Source organism: Leucobacter luti, from assembly GCF_004217175.1.
GTDB classification, from domain to species: Bacteria; Actinomycetota; Actinomycetes; order Actinomycetales; family Microbacteriaceae; genus Leucobacter; species Leucobacter luti.
This window is the reverse complement of record NZ_SHKI01000005.1, coordinates 493,975-510,934: the sequence shown is the minus strand read 5'-3', so window position 1 is coordinate 510,934 and position 16,960 is coordinate 493,975. Positions and strand designations below refer to the sequence as shown.

Below are 16,960 nucleotides of genomic sequence, written 5' to 3'. Positions count from 1 at the left end.
CTCCACTCGTCGTCCTGCCCCCCAAACGTTCCTCACTGTTAAGCGTGTCACACAGTGAGCGCAGTTGCCACGGCTTCTGCCCGATCACGCACGCGAGTCGCGAGCCCGATCGGTCCGCCGGCGAGCACGCTGCGCGACTCGCTGGCGAGCAGCGCCCAGCCAAAACCGCCAAAAATCTCCGCGGCATCCTCAACTCTCGCGCCCTGGAATCCAAACCCGGGTGCGAGGACCGGCAGCGCCGGTCGCGCCGGGGGTGCCGACGCGTCGATGCCGAAGTCTTCGAGGCGGAGGGTTGCGCCGAGCACGACCCCCACTGAATTGACGTGATCGTCGCCCGGGTGGCCACACGCGAGCGCGTCGTCCACCATCGCCTGAGCCACGGTCCTGCCGTCGGCGCGCACCGCCTGCTGCACGTCGCGCGCCTCCGGGTTCGAAGTGGCGGCGAGCACGAAGAGGCCCTTCCCGTCCTCGCGCACGCGGTCGAAGGCACCTCTCAAGCTCCCGAAGCCCTGGTAGGCGGCGACGGTCATCGCGTCGGCCTCCAGCGGGGATCCGGGCCGCAACCAGGCGTCCGCGTACGCGGCGAAACTCGATCCGATGTCGCCACGCTTCACGTCGGCGATCACAAGGAGCCCCGCGGCGCGCGCGTCCGCGAGCACTCGCTCGAGCGCCACGAAGCCGGCCGAGCCAAACCGCTCGAAGAAGGCGACCTGCGGTTTCACGCAGGCCGCGACCCCGGCGGCCGCGGCGACGACCTCGCGCCCCATCCGCTCGGCCCCGGCCGCGTCGTCGGCGAGCCCCCAATCCGACAGCAGCGGTGCGTGGGGGTCGATGCCCACGCACAGGTGCCGCTTCGCAGCGAGCTCAGACGCGAGCCGGGTTCCGAACGAGACGGTCATCGTGCTGCGGCCTCCTGGGCGCGCACTGCGACGCGATCAACCTCGTACTCCTGCAGCGACTTCACGTCGAAGCCCTGCTTCTGCGCCGACACCGCGCCGACCGCCGCCGACAGCTCGGAGATCGTTGTAAAGATCGGCTTGTCCGCGGCGACTGCCGCGGCGCGGATCTCGTACCCGTCGGCGCGCGCTGAGCTGCCGGACGGGGTGTTCACGATCATGTCGACCTCGCCACGGTTGATCAGGTCGACAATCGTGTCGCCCTCGGCCTGCAGGGAGTGCTTGCGCACCACCTCGGACGTGATCCCGTTGCGGGCGAGCACCACCTGGGTGCCCTGCGTTGCGAGAATCCGGTACCCCAGCTCCTGCAAGCGCAGCGCGGGGAGCACCACCGAGCGCTTGTCGCGATCGGCCACAGAGAGGAACACCGTGCCCGAGACGGGAAGCTGGCTGCCCGCGGCCGACTGGCTCTTCGCAAACGCCGTGGGGAAGTCGCGGTCCATGCCCATGACCTCACCGGTCGAGCGCATCTCCGGCCCGAGCAGCGAGTCGACGACGAGCCCCTCGTAGGTGCGGAAGCGCTTGAACGGCAGCACAGCCTCCTTCACCGCGATGGGGGCGTCGATCGGAGCCCGGGAGCCGTCGCGCTCGGGCAGCAGCCCGGCATCGATGAGCTGCTGGATGCTCTCGCCGGCCATCACGCGCGAGGCGGCCTTCGCGAGCGGGATCCCCAGCGCCTTCGACACGAACGGTACCGTGCGCGAGGCGCGAGGGTTTGCCTCGAGCACGTAGAGCACACCCTGGCCGATCGCAAACTGCACGTTGAGGAGGCCGCGTACGCCGAGGCCGGCGGCGATCCCGAGCGTCGCCTCACGGACCTGGGCGATCTGGTCGTGCCCGAGGGTGATGGGCGGCAGGGTGCAGCTCGAGTCGCCCGAGTGCACGCCGGCCTCCTCGATGTGCTCCATGACGCCGCCCACGTACAGCTGCTCGCCGTCGTAGAGGGCATCAACGTCGATCTCGATCGCGTCGTCGAGGAACCGGTCGACGAGCAGTGGGTGGCCGGGGCCCACGAGTGCGTGGCCCTCGATGCGGCCGAAGTAGCCGTGCAGCGACTCGGTGTCGTACACGATCTCCATGCCGCGGCCGCCGAGCACGAACGACGGGCGCACGAGCACCGGGTAGCCGATCTCCTCGGCGATGCGGATCGCACCCTCCTCGTCGATCGCGGTTCCGTTGCGCGGGGCGACGAGCCCGGCGCGCTCGAGGATCCCGGCGAATGCGCCGCGCTCCTCGGCGAGGTCGATCGCCTCGGGCGTGGTGCCGAGGATCGGGATGCCCGCGTCCTTCAGCGGCTGCGCGAGACCGAGCGCGGTCTGCCCACCGAGCTGCACCACCACGCCGAGCAGCGTGCCGGAGGCCTGCTCCGCGTGGATCACCTCGAGCACGTCTTCGAGCGTCAGCGGCTCGAAGTACAGGCGGTCTGAGGTGTCGTAGTCGGTCGAGACCGTCTCCGGGTTGCAGTTGATCATGATCGTCTCGTAGCCGGCCTCGGAGAGCGCAAACGATGCGTGCACGCAGGAGTAGTCGAACTCGACGCCCTGCCCGATGCGGTTGGGGCCCGAGCCCAGAATCACGACCTTGGTGCGCTCCGACGGGGTGACCTCGGTCTCGAGGTCGTACGAGGAGTAGTGGTAGGGCGTGAGCGCTGGGAACTCGCCCGCGCACGTGTCCACGGTCTTGTAGACGGGGCGCAGCCCGAGCCCGTGGCGGAGCCCGCGAATCTCAGACTCGGAGAGGCCGCGGATCGCCGCGATCTGCGCGTCGGAGAAGCCGTGATCCTTTGCCTCGCGGAGCACGTCGAGCGTGAGCTGCGGCGCGGCCTTGACGAGCTCTGCGACCTCGTTGATGAGCACGATCTGGTCAAGGAACCAGGGGTCGATCTTGGTGGACTCGAAGACCTGCTCGAGCGTCGCGCCGAGGCGCAGTGCCTGCTGCACGTCGACGATCCGGCCGTCCGTGGGGCGCTTGATCGTCTCGAGGATGTCGGCGACGGGGCGCGTCTCCTCGCCCCAGTGGAACGAGGTGCCGCGCTTCTCGAGCGAGCGCAGCGACTTCTGCAGCGCGGTCGTGAAGTTGCGGCCGATCGCCATCGCCTCGCCGACCGACTTCATGGTGGTCGTGAGCGTGTCGTCGGCGGCCGGGAACTTCTCGAAGGCGAAGCGGGGGGTCTTCACCACGACGTAGTCGATTGCGGGCTCGAACGAGGCCGGCGTCTTCATCGTGATGTCGTTCGGGATCTCATCGAGCGTGTATCCGATGGCCAGCTTCGCCGCGATCTTGGCGATCGGGAAGCCCGTGGCCTTCGACGCGAGCGCCGAGGAGCGCGAGACGCGCGGGTTCATCTCGATGACGACCACGCGGCCGTCGGCGGGGTCGATCGCGAACTGAATGTTGCAGCCGCCCGTGTCGACGCCCACGCGACGGATGATGTCGATCGAGATGTCGCGCAGGTTCTGGTACTCGCGGTCGGTCAGGGTCAGCGCGGGGGCAACCGTGATCGAGTCGCCCGTGTGCACGCCCACGGCGTCGACGTTCTCGATCGAGCACACCACCACGGCGTTGTCCTTGGTGTCGCGCATGAGCTCAAGCTCGTACTCCTTCCAGCCGAGGATTGACTCCTCAAGGAGCACCTCGGTGGTGGGGCTGTAGTGCAGGCCGTCGGTGACGATCCGCACGAGCTCCTCCTCGGTGTACGCGAAGCCGGACCCGAGGCCGCCCATCGTGTACGAGGGACGCACCACGAGGGGGTACCCGAGATCCTGCGCGTACCCCTTCGCTGCCTCGACCGTGGTCGCGATGTACGACTTGGCCACACCGGCGCCCGCGGCGATCGCGATGTCCTTGAACAGCTGGCGATCCTCGCCCTTCTGGATCGCGTCGACCTTAGCGCCGATCAGCTCGACGTTGTACTTGTCGAGGATGCCCTGCTCGTGGAGCTCCATCGCCGCGTTGAGCGCGGTCTGGCCCCCGAGGGTCGGCAGGATCGCGTCCGGCTTTTCCTTCGCGATGATCGTCTCGATGACGGCAGCGGTGATCGGCTCGACGTAGGTCGCATCCGCGAAGTCCGGGTCGGTCATGATCGTGGCCGGGTTTGAGTTGATCAGGATGACGCGTACGCCCTCCTCGCGGAGCACGCGGCACGCCTGGGTCCCCGAGTAGTCAAACTCGCACGCCTGCCCGATGACGATCGGGCCGGAGCCGATAACGAGGACCGAATTGATGTCTGAACGCTTGGGCATACTTCTTAGGCTCCCTGGGTGGTGGTGTCTGCTGCGGCGGCGCGGTCCTGGACCAGCGTGCGGAAGCGGTCGAAGAGATAGAAGGCGTCGTGCGGGCCGGCCGCGGCCTCCGGGTGGTACTGCACCGAGAATGCGGGGATGTCGAGGCACTCAAGCCCCTCGACCACCTGATCGTTCAGGCTGATGTGGCTCACCTGCACGCGGCCGAAGCCCTCGGGCGAGGCAATCTCGCCCTCGATGGGCGCGTCGACGGCGAAGCCGTGGTTCTGGGCAGTGATCTCCACGCGCCCCGTGCGCTTGTCGAGCACCGGCTGGTTGATGCCGCGGTGGCCGAACGGCAGCTTGTACGTGCCGAAGCCGAGCGCGCGGCCGAGGAGCTGGTTGCCGAAGCAGATCCCGAAGTACGGGATCCCGTCGCGCAGCAGCTCGCGCAGCAGCACCACCTGCGCGTCGCTCGCCGAGGGGTCGCCGGGGCCGTTCGAGTAGAACAGGGCGTCGGGTGCGAGCGCTCGGATCTCCTCGAGCGTGGTGCTCGCGGGGAGCACCACCACGTCGAAGCCGTGCTCCGAGAGGTAGCGCACCGTGGCGCGCTTGATGCCCAGGTCGAGCACGGCAATGGTGCCCACGCGGGCGACGCCCTCAGCCGCGGGAACGTCGTAGCGCTCGGGAGTGGTCACCTCCTGCGAGAGGTTCTTTCCGGCCATGCCGGCCTGCTCACGGACGAGTTCGAGCTGCTCGGCTTCGGAGAGCTCCAGCTCCGCGCCCGAGAACACGCCCGCCCGCATCGCGCCGGCGGAGCGGATCTGGCGGGTGACCGCGCGGGTGTCGATGCCCGAGATTCCCACAACCCCGTCGTTCACGAGGTCCTCGTCGAGCGAGCGCTGCGCCCGGAAGTTCGAGACGCGGCGCGCGGGATCGCGGACGATGAAGCCGGCGACCCAGATCTTGCGGGATTCCATATCGGTGTCGTTCGCGCCGGTGTTGCCGATGTGCGGCGCCGTCATGAGGACGATCTGCCCGGCGTACGACGGGTCGGTGAGGGTCTCCTGGTAGCCGGTCATGCCGGTGGAGAACACGACCTCGCCGAGCGTTCGGCCGGTGGCGCCGTAGGCGCGGCCAACGTAGCGCGAGCCGTCCTCGAGTACGAGCACCGCGGCGCCCTGGGGCACGGCGGTTGCCGGCGGCACCGTTACTTCGGTCGTATTCGTGGTCACGCTTCCTCCTGGATCGTGGGGTGAGTGGTGTTGGTCTGTGCGTTGGTGCCCGTGGTGAGCACCTGCGAGATGGCGGTCGCGAAGCGCTGCTGCTCCGCCGGGTCCGCAAATCTAAAACTTGATTCAACGTCGCGGGCGGGCGCACCGGGTGCCCCCGTGCGCCAGCGCAGGAGCGAGAGCCCGTCGCGCTCGACGGTCTTACCGACTCGGCCGTTCGCCGTGCCGGCCCCCGTGAGCTGCGCGACGCCAATGGTGACGGGAGCCTCGCCGGTCACGGCGATCACCACCCCGTCGCGGCGCACTGCGACGCTCGCGTAGCCCTTGTAGCGAAGTCCCGGGATGGCAACCCGCTCAAGTGGCGCGCCCGCCGGCGTGGTCGAGACGTAGCTTGCCCGCGGGAACTCCGCGATCAGCGCGCCCGCGAGGGGCTCCGCGGACGCCACAACCGCGGCATCGCGGCGCGCACGCGCGCGCCAGGCAAACCACATGCCGCCCAGCGCGAGCGCCGCGATCGCGACCATCACGAGTGTGTAGCCGAGCGTGGTCACTGTGACACCTCCGAGTGTTCTGCGGCCGAGGCAGCGGCCGCGCCGTTCTGGGTGGCTCCGGCAGCCCGCGCCGCCGCCGCAACCGTCGCCTCGGGCACGAGCGCCCCGTCGTCGAGCGTGAGGTAGCCGCGGCGCACCGTGTAGCGCACACTGCCGGGGAGCTCCATGCCCAGGTAGGGCGAGTTGACGCTCATGCCGCGGAGGCGCTCAGTGTCGAAGACGCTGCTGCCGCTCGGGTCCACGAGCACGAGGTCTGCCGGCTGGCCGGCCTCCAGCGCGATCGGCGCGCCCGTGAGGCCGCCGATCTGAGCGGGGCGGTGCGAGAGCAGCACCTCGAGCTCGGCCCAGCTGGTGTGGCCGCCGTTCACAAGCGTGGCGAGCGCGATCGGCAGCGCCGATTCGAGCCCCACCATGCCAAACGCCGCGGCGTCCCACTCGCACTCCTTCGCCTCGAGCGGGTGCGGCGCGTGGTCGGTCGCGATAATGTCGATCACCCCGTCGGCGACGGCCGCCCGCAGGGCGAGCACGTCCTCCTCCCGCCGCAGCGGCGGGTTCACCTTGTACCGCGCGTCGTAGCTGCGCACGAGCTCCTCGGTGAGGATCAGGTGGTGCGGTGTGACCTCCGCCGTCACTGCCACGCCGCGCGCCTTCGCCCAGCGCACCACCTCGACCGATCCGGCCGTGGAGAGGTGACAGATGTGCAGCCGCGCGCCCGTGTGCTCGGCGAGCAGCACGTCGCGGGCGATGATCGACTCCTCCGCAACCGCGGGCCAGCCCTTCAGGCCAAGCTCGCTCGACAGCGCGCCCTCGTTCATTTGCGCACCCTCGGTGAGGCGTGGATCCTGCGCGTGCTGGGCGATCACACCGTCGAACGTCTTCACGTATTCAAGGGCGCGGCGCATCAGCAGCGGGTCGTGCACGCACTTGCCGTCGTCGGAGAACACGCGCACCTGCGCGCGGGACTGCGCCATCGCACCGATCTCGCTGAGCTTCTCCCCCGCCAGGTCCTCGGTGACCGCGCCGATCGGGCGCACGGTGGCGTAGCCCCCCGCGTCGCCGAGCGCCTGCACCTGCTCAACCACACCGGCGGTGTCTTGCACGGGCAGCGTGTTCGCCATCGCGAAAACGCTCGTGAAGCCGCCCGCCGCCGCCGCCCGCGTACCGGTGAGCACCGTCTCAGACTGCTCAAAGCCCGGCTCGCGCAGGTGGGTGTGCAGGTCGACGAGACCGGTGAGCGCTACGAGTCCGTCTGCCTCGATGACTCGCTCTCCGGCCCGGGGTGCGAGGTCGGTGCCGCGCTCCACGATCACGCCGTCGACGATGCGGAGATCGACCGGGGCTGCGGCGGAGAGCTCCGCACCGCGCTCGGTGAGGGCCGCGGCGAGGCGCGCCCCGCGGATCAGGATGCCGGGGTTCGCGGTCATGCGGTCTCTCCTTCACGGGAGCTAGTGGGGTCGGGGTCGGGCTGGGCGCCGCGCTCGCCAGAGAGCAGCAGGTACAGGGCTGCCATGCGCACGGAGACGCCGTTGGTGACCTGTTCGAGCACGGTTGAGCGCGGCGAGTCCGCGGCGCGCGAGGAGATCTCCAGGCCGCGGTTCATCGGCCCGGGGTGCATCACAATGGCGCGCTCGCTGAGCCGCGCGAGGCGCGCATCGTCGAGGCCCCAGTTTCGAGCGTACTCCCGCTCGTTGGGGAAGAACGCCGCGTGCATGCGCTCGCTCTGGATCCGCAGCATCATCACCACGTCCGGGCGCTCCACGCGGAGGGCCTCATCGAGCGAGTGGTGATTCGTCACGGGCCAGGTTCGTGCGCCGTAGGGCAGCAGCGTCTCTGGCGCCACGAAGCTCACGTGTGCGCCGAGCGCGTTCAGCAGCCACAGGTTTGAGCGGGCCACGCGCGAGTGGGCGATGTCGCCGACGATCACCACGGACACGCCGTCGAGGTCGCGCCCGCGGCTGTCCGCGCCGAAGAGGCGGCGGCGCATGGTGAACGCGTCGAGCAGGGCCTGGGTGGGGTGCTCGTGCGTGCCGTCACCGGCGTTGAGCACGCCGGCGTCGATCCACCCGCTCGACGCGAGCCGGGCCGGCGCGCCAGACGCGGGGTGGCGGATCACCACACCGTCGGCGCCGATCGCCTGCAGCGTCTGCGCGGTGTCCTTCAGCGACTCGCCCTTCGACACCGAGGAGCCCTTCGCAGTGAAGTTGATCACGTCGGCGGAGAGCCGCTTCGCGGCGGCCTCGAACGAGATCCGCGTGCGCGTCGAGTCCTCAAAGAACAGGTTCACCACGGTCTTGCCGCGCAGCGTGGGAAGTTTCTTCACCTCGCGCTGCTGCGTGGCCGCCATGTCCTCGGCGGTGTCGAGGATCAGGATCGCGTCGTCCCGGCTCAGCGTGCGTGTGTCGAGCAGGTGCCTCATGCGCGGTCCCCCTCGGCGGCGTCGGACGAGATGGTGACCTCGTCGATGCCGTCGTGCTCGGCGAGCCGCACAGAGATGCGCTCGTGCTTTGCGCTCGGCAGGTTCTTGCCGATGTAGTCCGCGCGGATCGGCAGCTCGCGGTGCCCGCGGTCGATGAGCGCGGCGAGCCGCACCGCCTTCGGCCGGCCGTGGTCGTTCAGCGCGTCGAGCGCGGCGCGCACGGTGCGTCCCGAGTAGAGCACGTCGTCGACGAGCACCACGGTGCAGCCGTCGATCCCGGTCACCGGCATGTCGGTGGGGTGCGGGGCGCGCGTCGGATGGTGCGCGAGGTCGTCACGGTACATGGTGACGTCGAGGCTCGCTACGGGGACGTCTCGTCCCTCGATCCGCGAGATGGTGTCGGCGATCCGGGCGGCCAAGAACGTGCCGCGCGTGGGGATCCCCACCAGTACAAGGCCATCAACGCCCTTGTTTGCCTCGATGATTTCATGCGAGATTCGAGTCAGTGCCCGCGAGATCTCAGCGCTTTCAAGCACTACACGCGTTCCCATATTCGAGCCCCCCTTCTCCGCCTCACTGGACGGGAGTTAAAGAAAAGCTGATGTGACCAGCATAGCCGATCCTGCGACCGTTCCGGTGCGGGCACGATCACTCGCGCCCGCACCGGGCTCAGCCTCGGGCGTGGTCCGCGACGCGGCCCAGCACACCGTTGACGAAGCGACCGGAGTCGTCCGTCGAGTATTCCTTTGCGAGCTCAACCGCTTCGTCGATGGCGACCGGGGTCGGCACCTCCGGGTTGAAAAGGATCTCCCACGACGCCATGCGCAGCAGCGCACGATCGAGGTGCGGCATCCGGTCGAGCGTCCACCCCAGCGCGTAGCTCATAATGAGCTCGTCGATCTCGTCGCGGTGGTCACTGACCCCGTCGACGATCTCGCGGGCGTACAGCCAGGAGGCGGCCCGATCGGGCTCGCCCGCCGCGCGCTTCGCTTCGGCGTTGACAATTGCGGCGATCGATTCTCCACGCAGGTCTGCCTGGTAGAGCATGTCGAGCGCCCGCTTGCGAGCTTTCGTCCGTGCAGACACGGAGACTAGTCGTTGACCCGGCCGAGGTAGTCACCCGTGCGGGTGTCTACCTTGACCTTCGTGCCGGTCTCGAGGAACAGCGGCACCTGGATCTCGGCGCCGGTCTCGAGGGTTGCCGACTTGGTGCCGCCCGTGGAGCGATCGCCCTGCAGGCCCGGCTCGGTGTAGGTGACCTCGAGCACGACGGACGCCGGCATTTCGAGGTAGAGGGGCTCGCCCTCGTGGAGCGCGATCTGCACCTGCTGGCTCTCAAGCATGTACTTTGAGGCGTCGCCCACCACCGTCGGCGAGACCGTCAGCTGGTCGTAGTCAGACTGGTCCATGAAGACGAAGTCGGCGCCGTCCTGGTACAGGTACTGGTAGTCGCGGCGGTCGACGCTCGCGGTCTCGATCTTCGCGCCAGCGTTGTAGGTCTTGTCGATGATCTTGCCCGAGACCACGTTCTTCTGCTTCGTGCGTACGAACGCGCCACCCTTACCCGGCTTGACGTGCTGGAACTCGATCACGCTCCAGAGCTGACCGTTCTCCTTGATGACGGTGCCGTTCTTGATGTCGTTCGAGGTTGCCATGCAGTGGTTCTCCGGGTTCTATAAAGTTCGAGCGCTGAAGCGCGCCGATACAGTCTACACGCCGGATCCGCCCCCTGATTTGCAGCTGACGCACAAATGATGTCGCGAGGACCCCGCGCCGCGCATAGGCTTCGCCGTATGCACATGATCTTCCGCACGCTCTGGCACCAGTGGTTCGTGGGCAGGCGCGGCGCCCGGCTCGGCTTCAGCGACGTGTCGCGATCCAGGTTTCGGGTGTGGCCCACCGACATCGACCTGCTGCGACACATGAACAACGGGAAGTATCTCTCCATCATGGACGTCGCGCGGTTCGATCTGATCCAGCGCAATCGCACCTGGGAGATCTTCCAGCGCGAGGGCTGGTACCCGGTCGTCGTGGGGCAGACGATCTCATATCGGAAGTCGTTGAACCCGTGGAAGCGGTTCTGGATCGAGTCGAAGATCCTGGGCTTCGACGATCAGGCCGTGTACATGGAGCAGCGCTTCGTGCGCCGCGATGCACAGGGCCGCCCAGATCTGTACGCTCGGGCGTTCGTGCGCGCGCGCATCCTGCGCCGCACGGGCGGCGTCGTGCCCGTCTCAGAGATCATCGAGAAGAGCGGCGCGAACCCCGATGAGCTGCGGGTCCCCGAGGAGATCCTCGCCTGGGGCGCGGCAACGAAGCTGCCCTCGACCCGAGTCGACGCGTTTAGCTCCTGGGACTAGGCCCAGGAGCCGCCCACACCGGCTAGGCGACCGGCGGTCGTGCCCCCAGGTGCGGGCCCTGATTACCGATCTCGCGGCAGGTGATGCGGATCACGCGCTCCCCCGCGTCGTACACGTGGCGCGCAGCGAGCTTGCCGTCGGCGACCGAGCCGGCGAGCCAGGTAAACGTGCCGGTGTCGACGGGCGCCTCCCCCGCTGCGATCCGCATGAGCTGCAGCATCAGCAGCTCCGGCAGCGACGCGTGCGGGCCGTGCGCGAAGCCGAGCCCCAGCACGGCGGGTGCCGCCCCGCCGGGAACGAGCCGGAGCGTCCAGCGCACCACCCGCCCGGGCCCCACGCGCTGCACCACGGTCGGCAGGCTCCCCGCAGACTCGGGGATGCGGTCGAGGGCACCAAACCCCCGCACCGCGTCGGTGGCGAGGACGAGCGGCGACCCGCCAGACTCGCCGCCGAGCACCTCGGGGTGCGCCGCGGCGGCGCGCGCGAACGTGGCGCGCCAGTGCTCGATCCCCAGCCCGTACGGCGCGGGGACCGGAACAAGCTCCGGGTCCCGGGCGAGCAGCGCGCCGAGCCGGGACAGGTCGACCCCGGCCGCCGCAAACGCCTCGGGCTCCGGCACGGTGGTCGCAGCGAACCCGGCGGCGACGCTCGCGGCCCGGAACGCTTCGTCAAGCCGCCGCATCGCGTCGGCGTCGCCGATCGCTCCAAACGCCGCCCCCGCGTGAATCGCCCCGGCCTCACGGTCGAGCCAGGCGTCAAACTCCGCGCCCGGCTGCTCGCCCGTGTGCGCCGCCGCGGCGGCGTCGAGTCGCGCGGAGAGCTCGGGGAACAGCGTGCGCACCAGCCGCAGCTGCTCGCTCGCACTCGAGTGGCGTTCCATTGCGCTGTCCTGTTCGTCTGGGGGTCCGGAGTGTCCCGAGGCGGATCCGGGGTCGGGCCCCGGGCGTCCTGAGGCGGATCCGGGGTCGGGCCCCGGGCGTCCTGAGGCGGATCCGGGGTTGGGTTCGTATCTCACGGTAGCTCACTCGCGATGATGTCGTGCAGCGTCTCGGCGAGGAGCGCCGGGCGCTCAACGCGACGCCCGTCCGGCGCGTAGCGATCGGTCATCTCGTCGCTCCCGAAGCCGCAGCCCACCACGAGCACACCGGCCGCACGCAGCGCACGCAGCTCACGGGCCGCGGCGACGGGATCGTTCGAGCCGCCGTCGCTGATCAGAATCACGATGCGTCGGCGCTCCACCCCGTCCGCTGCTGCCAGCGGCGCCTCGCTCGCGTGCCCCGCGACGCCGAGCTGCTCCGCCGCGGCCCGCAGCGCGGCCCCATCGTTCGTCGACCCGCGGGGCGAGCGGATCGCCGCGTCGAGCGCGCGCCGCACCGCGTCGTCGATGCCGCCGGAGAGCGGTTTGACGACCGCCACCTCAGCGTCAAAGACAAGCAGGGCGGTGCGGATGTCGAGCTCAAGCTCGCTGCCGGCGGCCCGCTCGGCGTGCCGCACGTCGCGCTCCACCCCGCTCAGCGCCTCCAGCATAATCAGCATCGCGTCTGACGCCGCCGCGGCGATCGCGCCCTGCATCGAGGCAGACCGATCCACCAGAAACACGTAGTCGGTGCTGCCGGCCCGCCGGGTGCGCCGCGGACGCACCACCCGGCTCCGGTACGCGAGCGGTCGCGCGACGCCCGCGAACGCCTGCGCTACGGCCCCCGGAAGGGCCTCGATGGCGAGCTCGTCCCCCTCCGGCTGCGGCCTGCGGCTCAGCGCCGGCCGCAGCGCCAACCGCTCGGCGATCACGCGCTCCCACAGGGCACGCATCCGCTCGATCGCCGGCGCGAGCTCCGCCGCACGCGCCCGATACTCCGCGAGCGCCGTACTCCCCGAACCCGCGACCGCGGCACCACCCGCGCCACCCGGTTCGCGCGCCCCCGTCGACTCGTCGAGCGCGGGGTCGCGCGCCAGCTCAAGCACCGCGTCGAGCAGCGCGCCGGTCGCCGGCATTGGCGTGGTCAGCATCGTCTCGACGAAGCCGGCGTGCTCCGCCGCAAACAGGTCCGCGCCCTCGGCACCGTCGCGCCCCTCGCCCGCTCGCGCGCGCTCCTGCTCGTCGGCCGCGGCGCTCTGCGGAGCCGCCTCAGAGGTGTCGGTGTCGGTGTCGTCCCCGCCGCCCGCCGCGTCCGCGTCTGCCGCGCCGGAGCCGGTCTCAAGCCCCGCAGCTTCGTCCGCCGCCGCCCCCGAGTTCCCCCCGTCCTGCCCCAGTCCCCGCTCCGCCGCGTCGCGCGCCAGCAGCCGCTCATACGGCGGCAGCAGCAGCGCGAGCGCGCGCTCGAACCGCTGCAGGGCCGAACGGCTCGGATCCGGCGCCAGCACCCGGCGTACGGGGTCAACTCCGGCGCCGCCCAACACCGACAGCCGCGCGAGCTCCTCGGCCACGCCCGCGTCGAGCGTGCCTACCGCGGCCGCAACGCGCTGATCCGCGCGCTCGGCCACACCAAACCACAGCACCAGGGCAACCCACTGCAGGTGCCGCGGCAGCACGCCCAGATCGCCGGGCATGCCGCGGGTCAGCGCCGCGGCGAGCGGGCCGCGCACCCCGGGCATCGCGCGCAACAGCTCCCCCGCCGACTGCACACGCAGCACTGCGTCGAGCAGCGGCGCCACCGCGGGCCGCTGCTCCGCAATCGAGCGGGCACGCCGGGCCCGCGCCGCGGCCACACGCTCCCCGCGCGGCCCCTCCCACAGGTGCAGCATCGCCAGGGCCACCGCCTCGGCCGCCCCGTGGCCGCGACTGAGATACCAGCCCAGTCCCACGCGCAGCGTGCCGTCGACGACTTCCCAGCGCTCGTCCCCGGTCACCACCACCGGCACGCCAAGCACCCCACCGACCGCCGCGAGCCGCGCGCTCAGCTCCCCCACTGGCGCGCTCACGCCGGCATCGGTTTCCATCCACTCACACTATCCCGCCGGACACGGCCGGGGTGGTGGTAGCGTGACGAGCATGCTCACATTCGACGCCAACCCGGTGCTCGCGGAGGCCCAGGAAATCAGCGCGGAACTGCGTCGCGTGCGCCGCGCGCTCGCTGCGGAGGACTCACCGGCCGAGGCCGAGGCCCACCGCGCGGACCTCGCTGAGCTGCAGCGCCGGTTGAGCGAACTGCACGCCGAGCCGAGCCATCGCGCCGCGCTCGATGCGGCGCTCACCGAGCGCGCGCGGACGCTGCGCCTTGCGGTGTCCGAGCGCCGCGCGGAACTCGCTGCCCGGACGCGCTCCGCCGCGGCCGACGCGGTGGTCGCCCGCGCGGTGGCGCAGGGACGCGGGCTCACCGCCGGTGAGCGGGCGCGGGCCGCGGGTCTGCGCGGCGGTGCGCACCGCGACGACGCCCACCCGAGTAGCGCGCACCTCGACGCCGGGCTCACGACGCCCGAGCGCAGGGACGGGGTCCTCGCGGCGCTTGGCACCCTGCGGCTCCGGGAGGCCCGCTCCCAGCTGCGCGACGGGCTCCTCCTCACCGGGCAGATGCGCAGCATCATCGCCGAGGCCGGCCCGGCGATCCTGCGCGGTGATCCGGTGCTGCTGCTCGGAGAGACCGGCGGCGCAAAGACGGCGCTCGCGGAGCACCTCTCCCGCGTCACCGTGGGCCGGGAGCCCGAGCTCGTCTCCGGCTACGGCGACATCACCGCCGCGCAGCTGATCGGCAGCCACGAGCTGCGCGCGGTCGACGGGGCGACCGTGAGCGTGTTCACCCCGGGCCCGCTGCTGCGCGCGATGGCCGAGGGTCGGCCCGTGATCCTTGACGAGGTCAACGCGATGCCCGCCGAGTTCTTGAAGCGCCTGAACCGCATTCTGCAGCTGCGCCCGGGCGACGCGCTCGGCGTGCAGGAGGACGCGGGCCGAGAGGTGCGCATTGCGCCGGGCTTCGCGATCCTCGCGACCGCGAACGAACAGACCCCCCACCGCTACCGCGGGCTCGATCGCCTGAGCGCGGAGCTGGTCAACCGGTTCGGTGCGAACAGCTACCGGGTGCACTACCCCGACGCGGGCACACCGTTCGAGGAGTTTCCGGTCGAGAACGGCCTGCTCGCGGCCGCAGCCATCGTCGATGCGCGCGGGGAGCTTCCGCCCGAGTGGTCCGCGGACGAGCTCGCGCGGGTCGCGCGCGCGGCGTTCATCAGCCAGCAGGTGTTCGCCGGCGCGGTCACCGACGGCTTTAGCGACTACGTGAGCACCGAGCGCGAGATCGACGGCAGGCCGGGCCTCGAGGAGTCGGTGCTCGCCCCGCGCACGCTCGTGGCAATCGTGCAGAAGGTGACCGCCAGCGCCGGATCGGTCAGCCTTGATCGCGCGCTCACGCGCTTCGTGGAGGGCGTGATGCACCGCGAGGACCGCCGGGTCCTCGCCCTCATCCTGGAGGGCCAGGGGTTCCGGCTGGGGTGAGCCCCGGCGCAGGAACGCGCCGGGGTGCCCCGGAGTGCGCCGGAGTGCGCCGGCGCGGGTGCTCTGGCGTGCCGGTGCGGGAGGCCCGCGCCTAGCTCGCGATCTCCTGGTACGCGAACTGCAGCATCGAGTCGTCCACGCCGGCAAGCACGCGCGGCTTGCCGATCTCGTCGAGCACGATAAACCGCAGCATGCCCGCCCGGGCCTTCTTGTCCCGCTGCATGGTGGCGAGCAGGCCGGGCCAGCGCCCCGCGGGGTAGCTCAGCGGCAGGGTGAGCGAGGTGAGGATCCGGCGGTGCCGGTCCACGGCGGCGTCCGAGAGCGCACCGGCCATGCGGCCCAGCTCGGCGGCGTACATCATGCCGATCGAGATGGCCACGCCGTGCCGCCACTGGTAGCGCTCCGCGTGCTCGATCGCGTGTCCGAGCGTGTGCCCGTAGTTGAGGATCTCGCGCAGGCCCCCCTCGCGGAAGTCCTCCGACACCACGCGCGCCTTCACGCCGATGGCGAGCTCAACGAGCCGCTTGAACTCGGGCGTCGTCGGATCAGTGGCACGCGCAACGTCGGCCTCCAACAGGTCGAGGATCCCCGGCTCGGCGATAAAGCCGCACTTTGCGATCTCGGCGAACCCGGCGAGCACCTCGTTCCGCGGCAGGCTCTCGAGCAGTTCGAGGTCGCAGATTACGCCGGCGGGGGCGTAGAACGCGCCCACCAGGTTCTTGCCCTCGGTCGTGTTGATGCCCGTCTTACCGCCGACCGATGCGTCAACCATGCCGAGCACGCTCGTGGGGATCTGCACCAGCCGGACGCCGCGCAGCCAGGTCGCCGCCACGAAGCCGGCGAGGTCGGTGACCGCGCCGCCACCGAGCCCGATGATGGCATCGGTGCGGGTGAAGTCTGCCTGGCCGAGGATCTGCCAGCAGAAGGCGGCCACCTCGACCCGCTTCGCGGACTCGGCATCGGGCACCTCGGCGAGCAGCACCTGCTCGTACTGGCCCTGCAGCGCGTCGCGCAGCTCCGTGGCCACGCGTCCCACGGTCGGCGTGTGCACGATCAGGATCTTCGCGACGCGTTCACCGAGCACCTCGGGCACGCGATCGAGGATCCCGCGCCCCACGAGGACGCCGTAGTCGTTCTCGCCAGTGACCCGGATCTCGGTTACCTGGGACTCCGTCATGATTCACTCCTGTTCGGTGGCGTGGCCGCCTCGGCGCCGGGTTGCGGCGCGCTCTTCTTGCCGAAGCTGCGCGCCCACTGGGCGACGCGGCGGGCGAGCTGTTCTTTCGTGGCGCGGTCGGTGCGGTAGGTGACATCGGCGACCTCGTCGTAGAGCGGTTTGCGCTCCGCAAGGATCCGGCCCCACGCCTCCGGGTCGTCGCGCAGCAGCGGGCGACGAGCAAGGTTCGCCGTGCGCAGCACGGCCTCCTGCGTGGTCATGAGCAGCACCACTGGGTGCCCAGCCAGCAGCTCGCGCGTGCTCTCACGGAGCACTGCCCCACCGCCGAGCGCCACGATGCGTCCGCCCGGAACGGCGAGCTCCGCCGCGATCACCTCGGCCTCGATCCGGCGAAACTCTGCCTCACCGTGCGTGGTGAAGAACTCGGCGATCTGCCCGTGCTGGCGCACGAACACCGCGTCTGTATCAACAAACGGCACGCCGAGCTCCTTCGCAACGCGCTTGCCCAGGCTCGTCTTGCCCGCGGCCATCGGGCCGACGAACACCACGGCGCGATCGGGCAGCCGCACGCCGCCGCGCCGGCGCCGCCGCCGGCGCGGGCGCCCACGTCCGGCGCGGGAG

At 70.7% G+C, this 16,960-nt stretch carries 14 protein-coding genes and 1 pseudogene; 2 read left to right on the top strand and 13 right to left on the bottom strand.

What is annotated here, in order from left to right:
• Positions 1-47: 47 nt before the first annotated feature.
• The 9 genes and pseudogenes from pyrF to efp all read right to left on the bottom strand — a co-directional run bounded on the left by pyrF (position 48) and on the right by efp (position 10,031).
• Positions 48-899: an orotidine-5'-phosphate decarboxylase gene (gene pyrF / locus EV139_RS11345; protein ID WP_130454429.1), complete on the bottom strand. Its 852-nt coding sequence runs from the start codon at positions 897-899 to the stop codon at positions 48-50.
• Positions 896-4,198 carry a carbamoyl-phosphate synthase large subunit gene (gene carB, locus EV139_RS11340; RefSeq protein ID WP_130454428.1) on the bottom strand — a complete coding sequence of 1,101 codons (3,303 nt, stop codon included), beginning with the start codon at positions 4,196-4,198 and terminating at the stop codon, positions 896-898. Before carB ends, pyrF begins: the two co-directional genes overlap by 4 nt.
• A gap of 5 nt (positions 4,199-4,203) precedes the next feature.
• Entirely contained in the window at positions 4,204-5,412 is a 1,209-nt protein-coding gene (gene carA, locus EV139_RS11335) for a glutamine-hydrolyzing carbamoyl-phosphate synthase small subunit (RefSeq protein WP_241989035.1), read from the bottom strand.
• Positions 5,409-5,960, bottom strand: a complete 552-nt coding sequence (locus EV139_RS11330; protein ID WP_130454427.1) for a PH-like domain-containing protein — start codon at positions 5,958-5,960, stop codon at positions 5,409-5,411. Before EV139_RS11330 ends, carA begins: the two co-directional genes overlap by 4 nt.
• On the bottom strand, positions 5,957-7,384 hold the full coding sequence (locus EV139_RS11325; protein ID WP_130454426.1) for a dihydroorotase: 1,428 nt from the start codon (positions 7,382-7,384) through the stop codon (positions 5,957-5,959). The genes EV139_RS11330 and EV139_RS11325 overlap by 4 nt, the downstream gene beginning before the upstream one ends.
• Positions 7,381-8,376, bottom strand: a complete 996-nt coding sequence (locus EV139_RS11320) for an aspartate carbamoyltransferase catalytic subunit (RefSeq protein WP_130454425.1) — start codon at positions 8,374-8,376, stop codon at positions 7,381-7,383. The genes EV139_RS11325 and EV139_RS11320 overlap by 4 nt, the downstream gene beginning before the upstream one ends.
• Positions 8,373-8,933: pseudogene (gene pyrR, locus EV139_RS11315) on the bottom strand (bifunctional pyr operon transcriptional regulator/uracil phosphoribosyltransferase PyrR); the annotation flags it as partial. The gene EV139_RS11320 and the pseudogene pyrR, both read right to left, overlap by 4 nt.
• Positions 8,934-9,045: 112 nt before the next feature.
• Complete coding sequence (gene nusB / locus EV139_RS11310; protein WP_130454423.1) at positions 9,046-9,462, bottom strand: transcription antitermination factor NusB; 417 nt, start codon at positions 9,460-9,462, stop codon at positions 9,046-9,048.
• A 5-nt stretch (positions 9,463-9,467) separates the two neighbouring features.
• Entirely contained in the window at positions 9,468-10,031 is a 564-nt protein-coding gene (efp, locus tag EV139_RS11305) for an elongation factor P (RefSeq protein ID WP_130454422.1), read from the bottom strand.
• 138 nt (positions 10,032-10,169) lie between these two features.
• On the opposite strand from efp, the gene EV139_RS11300 reads away from it, so the two are divergent.
• On the top strand, positions 10,170-10,736 hold the full coding sequence (locus EV139_RS11300; RefSeq protein ID WP_130454421.1) for a thioesterase family protein: 567 nt from the start codon (positions 10,170-10,172) through the stop codon (positions 10,734-10,736).
• A 22-nt stretch (positions 10,737-10,758) separates the two neighbouring features.
• Here EV139_RS11300 and EV139_RS11295 read toward each other — a convergent pair whose 3' ends face one another.
• Both EV139_RS11295 and EV139_RS11290 read right to left on the bottom strand, forming a co-directional pair.
• The gene (locus EV139_RS11295; protein WP_130454420.1) at positions 10,759-11,616 is read right to left on the bottom strand and encodes a hypothetical protein; all 858 of its coding nucleotides are present in this window, start codon (positions 11,614-11,616) and stop codon (positions 10,759-10,761) included.
• A 131-nt stretch (positions 11,617-11,747) separates the two neighbouring features.
• Positions 11,748-13,673 carry a vWA domain-containing protein gene (locus EV139_RS11290; protein WP_130454419.1) on the bottom strand — a complete coding sequence of 642 codons (1,926 nt, stop codon included), beginning with the start codon at positions 13,671-13,673 and terminating at the stop codon, positions 11,748-11,750.
• Positions 13,674-13,725: 52 nt separating this feature from the next.
• On the opposite strand from EV139_RS11290, the gene EV139_RS11285 reads away from it, so the two are divergent.
• Positions 13,726-15,162 (top strand): AAA family ATPase, encoded by a 1,437-nt coding sequence (locus tag EV139_RS11285; RefSeq protein ID WP_237464326.1) that lies wholly within the window; start codon positions 13,726-13,728, stop codon positions 15,160-15,162.
• 91 nt (positions 15,163-15,253) lie between these two features.
• Here the strand turns inward: EV139_RS11285 and aroB are convergent, their stop codons facing one another.
• Positions 15,254-16,339 (bottom strand): 3-dehydroquinate synthase, encoded by a 1,086-nt coding sequence (gene aroB, locus EV139_RS11280; RefSeq protein ID WP_130454417.1) that lies wholly within the window; start codon positions 16,337-16,339, stop codon positions 15,254-15,256.
• Positions 16,336-16,908 carry a shikimate kinase gene (locus EV139_RS11275; RefSeq protein WP_241989034.1) on the bottom strand — a complete coding sequence of 191 codons (573 nt, stop codon included), beginning with the start codon at positions 16,906-16,908 and terminating at the stop codon, positions 16,336-16,338. The genes aroB and EV139_RS11275 overlap by 4 nt, the downstream gene beginning before the upstream one ends.
• Positions 16,909-16,960: the final 52 nt, after the last annotated feature.